Annotated in this window: 12 protein-coding genes and 2 pseudogenes; 4 read left to right on the top strand and 10 right to left on the bottom strand. The window is 58.9% G+C overall.

The window, feature by feature from the left end:
• Window positions 1–81: 81 nt before the first annotated feature.
• A complete protein-coding gene (locus C2L66_RS41615) occupies window positions 82–1,134 on the top strand; it encodes a hypothetical protein (protein ID WP_060599917.1) in 1,053 nt (350 codons plus the stop codon).
• A gap of 16 nt (window positions 1,135–1,150) precedes the next feature.
• Here C2L66_RS41615 and C2L66_RS41610 read toward each other — a convergent pair.
• From C2L66_RS41610 to pdxR, 4 genes and pseudogenes are all read right to left on the bottom strand, one after another.
• Window positions 1,151–1,279 (bottom strand): annotated as a pseudogene (locus tag C2L66_RS41610) (calcium-binding protein); the annotation flags it as partial.
• Window positions 1,280–1,847: 568 nt separating this feature from the next.
• The gene (locus C2L66_RS12140; protein WP_060599919.1) at window positions 1,848–2,582 is read right to left on the bottom strand and encodes an IS6 family transposase; all 735 of its coding nucleotides are present in this window, start codon (window positions 2,580–2,582) and stop codon (window positions 1,848–1,850) included.
• Window positions 2,583–2,990: 408 nt separating this feature from the next.
• Window positions 2,991–3,623, bottom strand: a complete 633-nt coding sequence (locus C2L66_RS12135) for a HEAT repeat domain-containing protein (protein WP_060599921.1) — start codon at window positions 3,621–3,623, stop codon at window positions 2,991–2,993.
• Window positions 3,624–4,781: 1,158 nt separating this feature from the next.
• Window positions 4,782–6,224: a MocR-like pyridoxine biosynthesis transcription factor PdxR gene (gene pdxR, locus C2L66_RS12125; protein WP_060602519.1), complete on the bottom strand. Its 1,443-nt coding sequence runs from the start codon at window positions 6,222–6,224 to the stop codon at window positions 4,782–4,784.
• A 161-nt stretch (window positions 6,225–6,385) separates the two neighbouring features.
• Here pdxR and C2L66_RS12120 point away from each other — a divergent pair, with 161 nt between their 5' ends.
• Window positions 6,386–6,832 carry a carboxymuconolactone decarboxylase family protein gene (locus C2L66_RS12120; RefSeq protein WP_060599925.1) on the top strand — a complete coding sequence of 149 codons (447 nt, stop codon included), beginning with the start codon at window positions 6,386–6,388 and terminating at the stop codon, window positions 6,830–6,832.
• A 459-nt stretch (window positions 6,833–7,291) separates the two neighbouring features.
• A pseudogene (locus C2L66_RS12115) lies at window positions 7,292–8,722 on the top strand (IS1182 family transposase).
• 283 nt (window positions 8,723–9,005) lie between these two features.
• On the opposite strand, the gene C2L66_RS12110 reads toward C2L66_RS12115, so the two are convergent.
• From C2L66_RS12110 to C2L66_RS12090, 5 genes are all read right to left on the bottom strand, one after another.
• Entirely contained in the window at window positions 9,006–9,293 is a 288-nt protein-coding gene (locus C2L66_RS12110; RefSeq protein WP_148654566.1) for a phosphatidylserine/phosphatidylglycerophosphate/cardiolipin synthase, read from the bottom strand.
• Window positions 9,294–9,804: 511 nt separating this feature from the next.
• Window positions 9,805–10,446 (bottom strand): urease accessory protein UreG, encoded by a 642-nt coding sequence (gene ureG / locus C2L66_RS12105; protein WP_054928733.1) that lies wholly within the window; start codon window positions 10,444–10,446, stop codon window positions 9,805–9,807.
• A 32-nt stretch (window positions 10,447–10,478) separates the two neighbouring features.
• On the bottom strand, window positions 10,479–11,159 hold the full coding sequence (locus C2L66_RS12100) for an urease accessory protein UreF (RefSeq protein ID WP_060602520.1): 681 nt from the start codon (window positions 11,157–11,159) through the stop codon (window positions 10,479–10,481).
• Window positions 11,146–11,796 (bottom strand): urease accessory protein UreE, encoded by a 651-nt coding sequence (ureE, locus tag C2L66_RS12095; RefSeq protein WP_060599929.1) that lies wholly within the window; start codon window positions 11,794–11,796, stop codon window positions 11,146–11,148. The genes C2L66_RS12100 and ureE overlap by 14 nt, the downstream gene beginning before the upstream one ends.
• 62 nt (window positions 11,797–11,858) lie before the next feature.
• On the bottom strand, window positions 11,859–13,061 hold the full coding sequence (locus C2L66_RS12090; protein WP_060599930.1) for an RNA-guided endonuclease InsQ/TnpB family protein: 1,203 nt from the start codon (window positions 13,059–13,061) through the stop codon (window positions 11,859–11,861).
• Window positions 13,062–13,075: 14 nt separating this feature from the next.
• Between C2L66_RS12090 and C2L66_RS12085 the strand changes: the two genes are divergently transcribed.
• Window positions 13,076–13,363 carry a transposase gene (locus tag C2L66_RS12085; RefSeq protein ID WP_409372562.1) on the top strand — a complete coding sequence of 96 codons (288 nt, stop codon included), beginning with the start codon at window positions 13,076–13,078 and terminating at the stop codon, window positions 13,361–13,363.
• A gap of 16 nt (window positions 13,364–13,379) precedes the next feature.
• Here C2L66_RS12085 and ureC read toward each other — a convergent pair whose 3' ends face one another.
• The gene (gene ureC, locus C2L66_RS12080) at window positions 13,380–15,086 is read right to left on the bottom strand and encodes an urease subunit alpha (protein WP_054928731.1); all 1,707 of its coding nucleotides are present in this window, start codon (window positions 15,084–15,086) and stop codon (window positions 13,380–13,382) included.
• Window positions 15,087–15,092: the final 6 nt, after the last annotated feature.

Here is a 15,092-nt window from a genome sequence, read left to right as displayed (position 1 = left end):
TGACGGTATCGCAGGGTATTCATTTTGCGCTTAGGATGCGCCCAATGGCACTGCTCGGAACGTAATTTCAAGAGGTTTGACATGACCGCAAACACTCGCCCGATTCCACCGGCCGTATCAGACCCGTTCGGCTATGTATTTATCGACGAGCAACACAACCTGATCCGGTCAGCAGACGGCAACATTCGAGCGCAATGGTTTAATTACGATGGTGGCTGGCATCAGGAGGATCGCTCGGCAATTGTGCCGAACACACCCACCGCAATCGGCGATCTGTGTGGCTATGCGTTCAAAAACGAGCAGCACAACCTGTTTCGCTCGGCCGACGGTCATATTCATGCCCTTTGGTTCAACTACGCGGACGGGTGGCACCACGACGACCGCACGGCGATGATGCCAGGCATCCCAGTGTCGATAAGCGGCCCATTCGGTTACGTATTTAATGATGAGCAGCACAACCTATTTATTTCGGCCGACGGACACGTTCACGCACTGTGGTTCAACTTCGAGACCGGTTGGCACCATGAGGACCGTACAGTGATTCCACTGGGCGTACCCGCCGCGATTGGCCAGCCATTCGGCTACGCTTTCAACAATGAGCAGCACAACCTCTTCCACTCAGCTGATGGTCACATTCACGCGCTGTGGTTCACTTACGATAGTGGCTGGCATCATGAGGACCGCACGAAGATGCTGAGTGCTCCATCGGCTGTCGGTGCGCCATTTGGCTACGTTTTTAACAATGAGCAGCACAACCTCTTCCGCTCACTCGACGGTCATATTCACGCGCTGTGGTTCACTTACGATAGTGGCTGGCATCATGAGGACCGCACGAAGATGCTGAGTGCTCCATCGGCTGTCGGTGCACCATTTGGCTACGTTTTTAACAATGAGCAGCACAACCTCTTCCGCTCACTCGACGGTCATATTCACGCGCTGTGGTTCACTTACGATAGTGGCTGGCACCACGAGGATCGTACTGCAATGCTACCGGGCGTACCCTCGGCCGTCGGTGATCCATTTGGATACGCCTTCAAGAACGAACAACACAACCTTTTCCGTTCCGCTGACGGCCATATCCACGCACTTTGGTTCAACTACGACAAAGGGTGGCATCACGAAATCAGGGATTGATGCCCGGGTGCTTGAATGGAAACGTAAGCTGCTCTTCGAGATAGCAATACCATCCCATCGCCCGTTCTTCTTCGTTATAGGCGTCGACGACCACTTCCATCTCGATGCGATGTTCACGCTCCGCGTTGCGTTTCATGTTGGCCATGATGTCGTTCGGTATGCGTAGAGCGAAGTAATCTTGTCACTGGTCAATCCACGCCCGGGCAGGGCGTGAGCCACAGAGTTGACGCCTTTACTTCGTTGCGCAGCGAAGCAAATTTGTCATCCATTGAAAGGCCAAGGTCAAGAGACAAACACGCGCCTCTCAGGCCTGTCCCTGCTTATGTGAAGCAATTTCAACGCCTCTTCACGTTGAAGCGCATGAGTGCGCATCCGATTTTTCTATCATCTGGTTGCAGCGCTGGTCTGCACCAGTCATCCATCGGGATCAAGGCGAGGGCCGGTACTTTGGCGTTCGCCCCTCGCTCATGTAGAGCCCCAGAAAACCATCGGTACCAGACCGGTGTCCACGGGAGTATTCACCAAGTTCGGCATACCGCGTCAGCAACGCCAACCTTATTTCGGCTCATGGTCTGGCCGTCCCAGCATTCGTCAACGGAAGGTGGCAGGAGTGCGTGGCCCAATCACTTGCTTGGGTTTACGCCAACAAATTTACCGGGGGCTCTGTCAACTTATCGAGACTGAGGCGGAAAGACGGCAGGAAAAAGCGTCCCTTAGAACACGTAGGACGGATTTTGGGTAACGTTGGTGAGTTCGCACCAGGCAACGAATCGCGCCGCGAGCTGTCTGCGATAGAGTGAAGCGTGCAGCAGATGCCGCTTGAGTGCGAAGTGTTGCCTGATCGGCCCGAAGCCCGAGAGAAATTTCTGCGTGCGTTTCGGGTCGCGAAAGCCGCGCATGCGACGCTCGCGTTCGCGCGTTGGTTGGTGGCTGTTTTCTGCGCGATTGTTCAGTCGGGCCGCTGCTTTGACGAACACGTGCTTTACGTTCGCGAGTTCCGGGATCTCCGCTTTTGCCGCAGGATAGCTGCGCAACTGATCGGTGACGATCTTGCGTGGTACCGGGCTCGAGCGCAGCACACGCTTGAAGAAACGTTTGGCTGCGGCTTTGTCGCGCCGCTTTTGTAGCAGGATGTCGAGTTCGGAGCCATGCTCGTCAACCGCACGCCACAGCAGGTGCGGTTCGCCACGCAGCGCGACGAACATCTCGTCGAGGTGCCACGTGCTACCCGGCTTGCGTCGCGCAGCTTTGACCCGGTGAGCGAAGCCCTTGCCAAACTTATCGCACCAGCAACGGATTGTCTCGTATGTCACGGACACGCCCCGCACGAAGAGCAGTTCTTCGATGTCGCGCACGCTCAACTGAAAGCGGAAATACCAGCGCACAGCGCAACTGATGACCTCGGCTGGAAAACGGTGACCGTGATAGAGCGATTTCGATTTCTTCATCACGCCATCTTACGTGACCGGGCCATCAACCTGACAACGCCCTTTGGGCCGATGCGGCGATACCAAGGGGCGTCATTTTTCAGGCTTTCTTTCCGTTTGCGGAAGAGACCACTTCAGAAAAATGATCGCTGACACGAAGCAGATAGGATTGGGTGTGGATCGTGCCGTGCGGACGAGGGGAGTGTGTCAATCGGGTTTCCGAACGGAGCCGAACCACGGTTGCCGTACCATTACGCGGAACATGCGTACGTCCGAACAACTCCGGTAGCGGCCGTTAAATTGTGTCAGCGCGGGAGACCGCTTCGGGTCGAACCTTCCCAGCCGTGACAGACTCACGCCGACCCACAAGGGACACTCGCATTTCCTAAAAGTCGCCGTTCGATATATATTTTCCGAGCCAACTGTCGGTCATCGACATGCATCTAGCGCATCTTGTGCATTCTCCACGACAAACTTGCGGCCATCCTCCTTAGCCAGTTGCACATACCCCACAAGTTTGTCGTGAGCAACATCTTTGAGAACCCATAAAGCGGCGATGCGTTGATATTCGTGACCCGTGAGCCATGCCCTCTCCGCGAGGAACTCGGCACGCGCCGACTTCAATGCTCCAAGTGCAAGTAACGAACGTCTGCTGACATATTCGTCTTCATCATCTACGAGGTGCAGCAGGAGCGTTTCTGCTTCCGCCTTTCTCGCAGCTTGTGTTCCGAGCTGTGCAGCCAGTTGCCACTTGGCATCTGACTCGGGTGAGTTTACTGATAAACGCGCCAGCTTTGACAGCGCATCAGGCTTGCCGGGAAGTTGGCCTGCAATCCATTCCATCTCATTATCGCGTGCAATTGCGTAGAGCAAGTCCGCACTACATTTCTCCGTCCACGCGTCTGGGGGAAGCGATTCCAATACCGCAATAGCGGCGGCCCAGAGCGGTCGCCACTGTTCGTAGTCACACTCCCACGCACCGATCCGCTCATGGATTGGGTACAACGCCGCCCATTCTCTAAATCTATCGACCTGTTCTTGCAGTAAGCCCGATGCATCCATGAAGAAGTTTTTTGCCGACTATTGGAGTGTTGAAGATTCCGGCGTCGCGTGCCGGTGACCGCATGTTGCCGGCCATTGCCCGGAGATGCCTACCGCGTTGAGAGCACGGGCGGCATCTCCGTCTGGTCCAAGGGCGATGCATGCGGGAAGAGCGTTGCGGACTCGTCCGGGCAGAGCCAAACGTCGTGAAGGTAACCCAGTGTCTTCCTCATTCAGTACGAGCCCCCAAGGAATTTCCTATACTTTCGCGAATTGTCGACGAGCCTCTCCGTAAGGTCGAATGGCCGAAACTGGCCAACCACGGCCTCATGTGCCTCGCATAAACCGTCTGCAGCTGGCTTGACTCCTGCAATCGGCTAGAAGCAACCCTGAGCGACCCTAAGAGATCGCCGTAAGCGTCCGCTCGATGTGCCATTGCGGTACCGTTTATACTCCATCGTCCACGAAAAGCTAGGCTGGAAATATGCTCCCCGTCCCAGACGTCCTGCAAGCTGGCTTTATAGAGCGGTTGCAGGCGCGATTTGACGAGACAGGATCGGCGCCGTTGCTGTCAGCATGCGACTTTAAACGCTGGACTCAGATTGTCGGATCAACGAGGCGCCACGCGTACGACGTGATGGCTCGGCACCTCGCTCTCGGGTTTCACGAGGGCAGACTGTCATTTTGGTTTTGTGACGCGGTCGCGATCGCTGTAGTCGGATTCGTGTATGACGATTTTGTCACACAGGGTGAAGACTCTTGGCCCGCCTTCTTTAATCAAGTCTATTTAGCATTCGACGCGGGTGAAGTTAGTCGACCCGGAGTGGATCCGATAGAGACGTTCACGCGCCCCATGATCGCGAAGATTGTCCGCGATTTAGCTCACGACGCTGGATGACCGTTTGTGGCCGATCCGGTGAGGTCGCCAACGGCCGCTTATCGGCACTCCACTTCGCAAAACCTGGATTTGGCTGACTGACCGGTTCGGAGAAACTTATCTGACCGGAGTGGGTCGGGCTGCGTCAGCCCGCTCTTCAAATTCATCGCCGGAAAGCGGCCAGTGGAATTCTGCTTCCTGGAAGCGGCCAGTCGGCAGTGCGTACTCACGACCCGAAGTGGACCGTCGATATGCTCAGACGGATGACCGCGAAGCTGTCCGTACCGGTCACGCCAAGCCGATCAAAAGAAATGATGGCTTGCATCGACGCCTCGACGTTGCGAGATGCGTGCTGAAACAACAGCTTCGAGAGCAGCACACGCCGCACGGATGTTGTCGGGCCGAAGATTCGTTACGCTCAAAAGTAGGCCGTTCCTCGCGAACTCGGTCCGCAGGTACCACGCAGACAGCGCTGACGGTGCAAGATTTTGCTTGCGCGCGGAATGAACGATTTCCAGGTCATCGACACCATCAGGCAACTTGACAATCAGCCCCAATCCCGATTCCACGACCTCCGTAAATCGCTTCCTGAGCAGTTCAACAGCGAAATGGCGGCGCTCAGCGTAGACCTTCTTCATGTGTCGGAGGTGGCGCATGAAGTGTCCATCTGCGAGAAACTCCGTTAGTGCCAGCTGTGTCGTCCTATTCGGAGCAGGTGCCATTACTGAAACAGTCTCGACAACGCGTTCGGCCAGTGCGCGCGGCGCGACGACGAAGCCGAGGCCCAGCGCGGGGCTGATTGTCTTACTGAATGCGCCGATGTGGATCACGCGTTGCGCACCATCACCCGCAGCCAGGGCGGGCGCCGCCCGTCCGACCAACTGTAGTTCGCCCAAGTAATCATCTTCGATGATCCAAGCATCTTTCGCTTCAGCCCATTCGAGCAGCGCCCGCCTTCTTACCGGCGAGAGAGCGGCGCCCAGCGGCGCATGTTGGCCGGGCGTGACCAGTGCTAACAGGGCATGCGGAGCACGAGCGATGCCTTCCTCGACGCGTAACCCCTCCATATCGACGGAGATAGGGGCAACCGTGAGCCCCGCCAGCTCCAGAGCTTTCCTTCCGAGCGGATAGCCCGGTTCTTCGATCCACGCGGTGCGACCGTGAGCTCTGAGCGCGATGAGCGTAAGCATCAGTCCTTGTCGGTATCCGCTGGTAACAATAACTTGATCGGGATGGCATTGAATCTGGCGACTGATGGCCAGGTGACTGGCAATCTGTGCGCGCAAGTCGCGCTCGCCGCGAGGGTCGGCGTAGGTCGTGTATCCAGTGGCGTCCGCACGGACTGCCCGCGCTCGCATTCGAGCCCAGAGCTTGGCGGGAAATGCATCGTGAGCCGGTACGCCCATCTGGAACGGTAGCGGCGCGCTCGAATACGGTCGTGTAAAGGTATACAGTGGCCCGTCCAGCGGAATCTCGGTCGCGATTGGCGCTGGAGGAAGTTGCGCGCAGACGCGTGTGCCGGCGGGGCCTGCGCCGAACACTAGCTTCTCGGAAGCCAGCCGCTCGTAGGCCACCAGGATCGTTCCGCGTGCGACGCCGAGCTGCGCAGCGAGATCCCTGCCGGAGGGTAACCGTCTTCCGGGTTGAAGACGACCGTCGATGATTGCTTGCCTGAGGCTCGTGTAGATCTGCTCGCCTACGGACGCCGCCGCATTACGGTCTATCTCAATTGCGAGCGTGGGCATAGTCTTTGGCTCAGTCATTTCGCCAATTCTTGGGCCTGTTGTCCGTGATCTCGGGCTAGTAAAGTCGCGTTATGCCATGAGTCACGCGCGAAGGGGAAGTAACCAACCCGCGCCCGTGACGCAAGAGACGTTATTTTATGGCCAAACGGCAAAGGACGAAGATGACACGCTTGAACTGGAGCGAGATCGCCCCGGACGGCGCAAAAGCGCTTTTCGGTGTCCATCACTATGTGACCAAAAGCACCAACCTGCCCGAGGAACTCATTCATCTCGTGTTCCTCCGTGTTTCACAGATTAACGGATGTGCCCATTGCATCGATATGCACAGTCGCGATCTTAGAAAGACCATGTCCATCGACAAGGTGACGCTGGTGCCCGTGTGGGACGAAGTCCCGCACCTGTTCTCCGCTCAGGAGCGCGCCGCCTTGGCTTGGGCCGAAGAGGTGACTCTCGTCAGCGAAACGCATGCTTCAGATGAAGCCTATGCGGCGGCCTCGGCGGCGTTCTCGCCAAAGGAACTTGTCGACCTCACGATAACGATTGCTGCGATGAACGCCTTCAACCGTCTCGGCGCCCCATTCCGACTCCCGGTCGCCGCCAAGACGTGAGTTCACAGAGGCATCGGACGCCGACGGGTCCGACTAAATCCGCGCTGTGTCGTCAAGCCAATGGATACGGTTAATTGCCGCAGCGGCTACTGAAAATACATCAGCCAGTTGCGACCTCATGTAGAAGGGCGAGGCGGATACCGGAGCTCGTGTGCACCTCGCGTTGCCAGGCTAAGGCTCGGTCCATAGCGTCCGAGTCAATCGAATCTGACCGGCGGTCATCCGGTCATCCGCCAGGAAATGGTCACTCTCCTTGCGTCTTGTGCGGCCGCTTCTGGCCGCGTGGAGGCAATGCCACCTGCGATCTGCTCACCGAAGAACGGCCATTGAGCGAGGGCGGACGAGGCCTTGGTCAGCCAAACTGGACGACGACCTCGACCGGCCGCTCATGGCCCAGATTGTGTCAAAACGCATTTTGGATGCGTTAAAATTTGCCATCCGAAAGCGAGGATGAGCAACATGAAACGGTTCGTTCAAGGCGACAATCGTACACAAAGCTCTCTCCTTCCTGAAGCGCTCGATGACTACGTGACGGACACCAATCCCGTGCGCGTAGTTGATGTCTTTGTCGATGAGCTTGATCTTCGTAAGCTTGGGTTTGAGGGCGTCGAACCAGCGTTGACTGGTCGGCCGTCGTATCACCCCGAGGTGATGCTCAAGATCTAAATCTACGGGTACCTGAATCGTATTCAGTCGAGCCGCCGCCTTGAACGCGAGGCTCAGCGCAACGTCGAACTCATGTGGCTTACGGGCCGCCTGGCACCAGACTTCAAGACCATTGCGCGGTTCCGTAAAGACAACGGCAAAGCGATCCGTAGCGTCTGCCGTCAGTTCGTCGTGCTGTGCCAGCGTCTGGACCTCTTCGCCGAAGCGATCGTTGCGATTGACGGCAGCAAGTTCAAGGCGGTGAACCACCGCGACCGTAACTTCACGAGCGCGAAGCTTGAACGACGCATGCGCGACATCGAGTCAAGTATCGCTCGCTATCTCGAGGCAATGGACACAGCGGATCGTCAGGAGCCGGCAGTCGCGAAGGTCAGGACAGAGCGACTGCAAGACAAGATTGCGGCCTTGAAGGAGCAGATGCGAAGCCTCAAGGAGATCGAGGTGCGACTGAACGCGACACCTGACAAGCAGGTTTCGCTTACCGACCCGGACGCGCGTTCAATGAAGACGCGTGGGACCGGAGTTGTTGGCTACAACGTCCAGACGGCAGTGGATACGAAGCACCATTTGATCGTCGCGCACGAGGTAACTAACAACGGCATTGATCGTGATCAACTGACGTCGATGGCGAAGCTTGCCCGAACGGAAATGGGTGTAGGCAAACTCACTGCGATCGCGGATCGAGGCTACTACAAGAGCGAAGAGATACTTGCATGCCACGAAGCTGGCATCACCGTATTCGTGGCAAAGACGGTGACATCAACCGCCACGGCGCATGGCCGTTTCAGCAGGGATGATTTTATTTACAACCCGGAAACGAACGAATATCGGTGTCCGGCTGGTGAGCGGCTCATCTGGCGATGCTGGACCATAGAGCGTGCTCTGAAGCTCGGCAAGTATTGGAGTTCGAATTGCCAGCAGTGCTCGTTAAAAGAGAAATGTACGCCGGGCACTGAGCGGCGTATGACCCGCTGGGAGCACGAGACCCTTGTTGAGGAAATGCAGGCGCGACTTGATCATGCTCCTGAGATAATGCGTACCCGGCGAGAGACAGTCGAGCATCCCTTCGGCACGATTAAGGCATGGATGGGGGCCACTCATTTCCTCACGCGGACCATCGAACGAGTGAGCACTGAAATGAGCTTGCACGTGCTGGCGTACAACATGAAGCGAGTGATCCGGTTACTCGGTTCAGAAACGCTTATGACAGCAATGCGGGCGTGATGCCCGCATGGGGTTGTTGAACCTTTGCAATCTGTTCGCCGGGTTTCGTTCGGCTTGTCGCAATCGAAAAGCTGCAACGTCCGATGAGACCGGTTTCGTTATTTCTTGTGGCCGCCCGTTTCGACACAGTCTGGGCCGATCACTGCCTGATGGGGAACGCACGACAAGCCCACTCGCATGTTCAGACGATGCGCCGACGCGCGCAGCTTGGGGCAAGTTCTCTGCGTCGATTCGGGATGCGGGTAGTTGAACTCCGCCCGTTAGAGCCGATCTGATGAGCGCTCTATTCGTGATCAAGCCGTGGCAGGTCCGCGAGCGTTCGGTCTGCATCGGAATCAGCGACCACCATTTCGATGCCTTCGCGTCCGGCCTCGTCGACGACGCGTCGGACTTCTGGGCCAGCGACACGCTGTCCATCCAGCGGAAAGACTGTTACGACGGTGTCGCCCTTAGCCAGTGCATCCACCACTTCGATTACAGGCGATGCGTGCGGAGCGACCTCAAATTGCTCTCCGCTGACGGACACCTGCCCCCAAAGCACATGTGTGACCCTTTGCGAATTCCCGTCCATCCGAACCGCCGTTATAGCGTGCACTGCCATCGCTTTTTCCCCGTTTGTTGGGGGAATCCTAGCATGAGCGCAACGATCAACCATTTCCGTACCTACCGATACCGCGAGCCGGCGACGCGCCCTTCGTTGACCGTGCACGGACGATGTTCCTCATGCTGAACCCGGGCGCGGTCGACACCAGTTGCGACGACCGATCATCAGGCGCTGCCGCTTGCGAACCTGGCAAGGAGGCAAGCGGCTGCATGCAACCTGAGTCGCTTCCCCATCCCGGCAGTCTTACTAATTCGGGAAAAATCCGGCGATTCTCACGATCTCAATCCTGTTTGCGCCGACCAGTATCGAGTATTGGTGGTTATGTGTTTGATTTCATTGGAAAGCGCAGCCTCACTAACTCCGCCTCCCTGCAGCAAAGGCCAAAACACACGAACGGCAAAGCCCGAATCACACTAACAAAACGCGGATGCCAACGCATAGCCAAAGCAAACCACCCCAGCGTCGCAGACAAAAAACATCACACCCGCAATAACCCCTTCTCCTCAATAAACGAAACCACCCGATCCAGCCCATCGAGGGCCTTCAAATTAGACATAACGAAAGGCCGCTCGCCACGCATCCTGGCGGCATCCGACGCCATCACCTCGAGATTCGCCCCGACCATCGGCGCAAGATCGGTCTTATTGATCACAAGCAAATCCGACTTCGTAATCCCTGGCCCACCCTTGCGCGGAATCTTCTCACCGCCCGCGACATCAATCACATAGATGGTCAAGTCCGACAACTCAGGACTAAACGTCGCCGCAAGATTATCCCCGCCCGACTCGATAAAAACGATATCCGCATCGGGAAACCGCGTCAGCATCCGGTCGACCGCTTCGAGATTGATCGACGCATCCTCGCGTATCGCCGTATGCGGGCACCCGCCCGTCTCCACACCCATGATGCGCTCGGCAGGAAGCGCCCCCGCCACCGTCAGCAGGCGCTGGTCCTCTTTCGTGTAGATATCGTTGGTGATCGCGATGAGATCGTACTTGTCACGCATCGCCTTGCAGAGCATTTCCAGCAGCGTCGTCTTGCCAGAGCCGACAGGCCCGCCGACGCCCACGCGCAGCGGCGGCAGTTTCTTCGTGCGATGCATCGGATGAGGAGCGTTCATGTTCTGACCGTGAAAAACAAAAAAACCAATGACTATGAGCGAAAGAGCCGCGAATACTGCGACTCGTGCCGCCCCGACAAAATGCCGAGTTGCGGCGCAAACGTGTTGATGTCGTCGGCTGAGGTGGCGAGCGCCTGCCGGACGGCCGCGTCGATCGGCTCGCGCAGCGCAACGATGATCCGCTGCCCGGCAAGCTGACCGAGCGGCACGGCCTTCAACGCGGCGGCAGCCTGATTCTCCACCCAGCTGAACGCATAGGCGGCGAGGGCCGCATCCGTGGAAGCGTCGTGCGCGAACGCGGCGAACGCGAAGGCCGTCGGTTGCGCAATCGGCGTGATCGACGCAAGCGTCGCGCGGCGCTCCGCATCGCCCCATTCGAGCGATGCACACAACTGCCGCAGCGACCAGCCCATCTGCTCCGTTTCGCGCCGCAATTCCATCGACTCGCGGCTCGCGAGAAACTCACGGTTACCCTGCCTCAACGCAGCGGCATCATGCGCGCGCCAACGTTCGATCTGATGCGCGAGAAACGGCAACTCGCCCTGCGCGAGTACGTTCGAGAGGCCACTCCCGATCCACGCGCATGCCGTGTCGCCGTCCGTAACGAGCTTCGCTTCGATCGCGGCTTCGAGTCCCTGCGAATAGCTAAATGCGCCGATCGGCAAAGCCGGCGACGCGAGATGCAACAGCGCCGTCAGCTCAGCGATGCGCATGATGTTGACCGTGACCATGATCGTGACCGCACGACGAATCACAGTCACCGTGAGCGTGGTCATGATCGTGGTCATGAGCGTGTTCGTGCGCATGCCCATGATCGTGCGAATGCGCATGCCCATGATGCTCGCCATACACCTGCTGCGCGAGCGCATAGTCCTCGGCGAAGGTCTCGTCATGCCCATGCCGATGCCCGCCGCCATACGCGCCCGTCTCGGGCTGGAACGGCATCTCGACCTGATCGACGAGTGCGCCCAGGCGCTTGAGCATATCGGCAAGCACCGGGTCGTATTCGAGCTTCAGATAATCCACACCGACTTCGACGGGCGTATGCCGGTTGCCGAGGTGATACGCGGCGCGCGTCAACGTCAGTACATCGGGTGCGCGCACATACAGCACCGACTCTGGCGCGGCGACCACGCGCACGAGGCCGCCGTCGTCGGCGACGAGTACATCGCCGTCGCGCAGCACGGTGCCGCGCGGCAGCAGCAGCGCAACGTCTTCGCCGCTGTCGAGCGTCGCGGCAAGACGGCTCTTGCACCGCGCGTCGAACGCGAGCGTCAGCATCGGCGCGCGTTTGATGAGAACGGGCGCGAGCTTGATATGAGCGCCCAACAGCTTGTCGATCGTTCGCATTTGACATCCTCCCCTGCCTGAAGGCAGGGAATTCTACTGCGTCTAAAACGGTGGTGCGTGTTTCAGATCGCCTCGGTGGGTTCCTGCTTCGCGGAGCGGCCCGACTGCACCGGCTCTCCACAGGCTGCAACGCGATGTCCTCGCGCCAGGATGTTGATCGCGCCGACCAGATCGGCGTTTTCCTCGAACCCACATTCGACACAGGCGAATTTCGCTTGCGTCTGCCGGTTTTCCGCACGCACGCAACCGCAGGCCGGACACGTCCGGCTCGTGTTCTGCGGTGGCACGGCGATGAGGTGGCCGCCATTCCACGCCAGCTTGTAGTCCAGTTGCCGGCGGAACTCGAACCAGCCCTGATCGAGGATTGCCTTGTTCAGGCCGGACTTGGCCCGAACGTTCTTGCCCGGTTGCCCGGTGTCGCCTGCCGCCGACCTTGACATGTTGCGCACCTGCAAGTCCTCGATACACACCATCGCGTGATTTTGGCTGATCGCGGTCGTGGCCTTGTGCAGATAATCGCGGCGGGCGTTGCCGATCCGGGAATGAATGCGCTGGACGTGGGCTTTTGCCTTCTTCCAGTTGCTGCTGAACTGTGTCTTGCGGCTCATGGCCCGCTGTGCGAGGCGCAGTCGGGCTTCGTGCCGCCTGAAGCTGTTGAGCGGCGCGAGGTAATTGCCGTCGCTCATCGTGGCAAAGCGCGTAATGCCCATATCGATACCGACTGCGCTGGTGACTTGCGGCAACGGCTGATCGACATTGCGCTCGGTCTGGATGCTCACATACCACTTGCCGCCGCTGGCCGACACCGTGACCTGCCTGATCGCGCCGAGCACATCCCGGCTGTTGCGATAGCGCAGCCAGCCAAGCTTGGGCAGGAAGATGCGGCTGTTAGCCTGATCGAGCTTCACCTGTTTCGGATCGGGATAACGAAAGCTGTCGCCTTGGCCCTTCTTCTTAAAGCGCGGGGAGTCGGCCCGCCTGGCAAAAAAGTTGGTATAGGCGCGTTCCAAATCCTTGAGCGCCTGCTGAAGCGGGTGATTCGGCGCATCCTTGAGCCAAGGCGTCTGCGCGCCATTTCGCCATTCAGTGAGCAACTTGCACAGACCGGCATAACCCAGCTTCTTCTCGCCCTGTTCGTAACGTTCCTTGTGTAATGCCAGCGCCTTGTTGAACACGAAGCGACACGCCCCGGCGAAGCGGCGCATCTTGCACTGCTGTTCGCCCGTTGGCATGAGTTCGTATTTGAAGGCTTGGAGGCGTTGCATGCGGATAGTCTAGTTTGGTCTATGAACAACAACAACGATATCCGGCGCGGAAGACACAACGGCCTTTGATGCATGTCCACTTCGTCTTCGTTACCAGATATCGCCGGGACGTGTTCACCAAAGAAATTCTCGGCGACCCGCACCACATCTTTTCCACCACCTGCGCCGACTTCGAGGCTTTGCCGGTAGCGGTGGCGGTGCGCCAATCGAAATCATCCGCTAATACATCGAACAGCGGCAAACGCCGCACTGACCACCCAAAGGCAGCCTGCGTCGTCCGCGCTATCCTTCCCCGGCACTGAAGTGCTGCGCACCGGGTCAGAACAGGAAATAGCGTTGCGCCATCGGCAGGACTTTTGCCGGCTCGCAAGTCAGCAATTGCCCGTCGGCGATCACCTGATACGTCTCGGGATCGACGCTGATCGACGGCTGCCACGCGTTGTGGATCATGTGCGCCTTCGTGACGCTGCGGCAGTTCTTCACCGCAACGATACGCTTGCTCAAGCCATACCGCTCGGCGACGCCCGCGTCGAGCGCCATCTGCGACACGAAAGTCAGCGACGTGCGTCCCAATGCGCCGCCGCGCGTCGCGAACATCTCGCGATAGTGCACCGGCTGCGGCGTCGGAATCGACGCGTTCGGATCTCCCATCTGCGCCATCGCGATCATGCCGCCCTTGAGGATCAACGCGGGCTTGATGCCGAAGAACGCGGGCTCCCAGAACACGATATCGGCCCATTTGCCCGGCTCGATCGAACCGACTTCATGTGCGATGCCATGCGTGAGCGCCGGATTGATCGTGTACTTCGCGACATAGCGCTTCGCGCGGAAGTTGTCGTTGCGCGCGTTGTCTTCGGGCAGCGCGCCGCGTTGCACCTTCATCTTGTGCGCGGTTTGCCACGTGCGGATGATGACTTCGCCCACCCGGCCCATCGCCTGCGAATCCGACGACAGCATCGACAGCGCGCCGAGATCGTGAAGGATGTCTTCCGCTGCGATCGTTTCGCGACGGATGCGCGATTCGGCGAACGCGATGTCTTCCGCAATCGACGGATCGAGGTGATGACACACCATCAGCATGTCGAGATGTTCGTCGAGCGTATTGACGGTGTAAGGGCGGGTCGGATTGGTCGACGACGGCAGCACGTTCGCTTCGCCGCATACCTTGATGATGTCGGGCGCGTGGCCGCCGCCTGCGCCTTCCGTGTGATACGTGTGGATCGTGCGGCCCTTGAACGCGGCGACCGTCGCTTCGACGAAGCCCGCTTCGTTCAGCGTGTCCGTGTGGATCGCGACCTGCGTGTCGGTGTCGTCGGCCACGGACAGACAGTTGTCGATCGCGGCGGGCGTGGTGCCCCAGTCCTCGTGCAACTTCAGGCCGATCGCGCCCGCTGCGATCTGTTCGAGCGCGGGCTGCGGCTGGCTCACGTTGCCCTTGCCGAGAAAGCCGAGATTCATCGGATAGCCGTCGGCGGCCTGCAGCATGCGCTCCATGTGCCACGGCCCCGGCGTGCAGGTCGTGGCATTCGTGCCCGTCGCGGGGCCCGTGCCGCCGCCGAGCATCGTCGTCACGCCGCTCGCGAGCGCTTCGTCGATCTGCTGCGGGCTGATGAAGTGAATGTGCGTATCGATGCCGCCCGCCGTCACGATCATCCCTTCACCCGCGATCACTTCCGTCGCCGCGCCGATCGCGATCGTCACGCCGGGCTGGATGTCGGGATTGCCCGCCTTGCCGATGCCCGCGATGCGGCCGTTCTTGATGCCGATGTCGGCCTTGACGATGCCCCAGTGATCGAGAATCAGCGCGTTCGTCACGACGGTATCGACCACCTCGGCGGCAACGCGCTGCGACTGGCCCATGCCGTCGCGAATCACCTTGCCGCCGCCGAACTTCACTTCTTCGCCGTAGATCGTGTAGTCGCGTTCGACTTCGATCAGCAGATCCGTATCCGCGAGGCGCACGCGGTCGCCCGTCGTCGGGCCGAACATTTCCGCGTATGCGCGGCGGCCAATGCGTAATGTCATGTTTGA

Origin of the sequence: Paraburkholderia caribensis (assembly GCF_002902945.1) — a bacterium.
GTDB classification, from domain to species: domain Bacteria; phylum Pseudomonadota; class Gammaproteobacteria; order Burkholderiales; family Burkholderiaceae; genus Paraburkholderia; species Paraburkholderia caribensis.
This window is presented reverse-complemented; position numbering and strand designations above follow the sequence as displayed.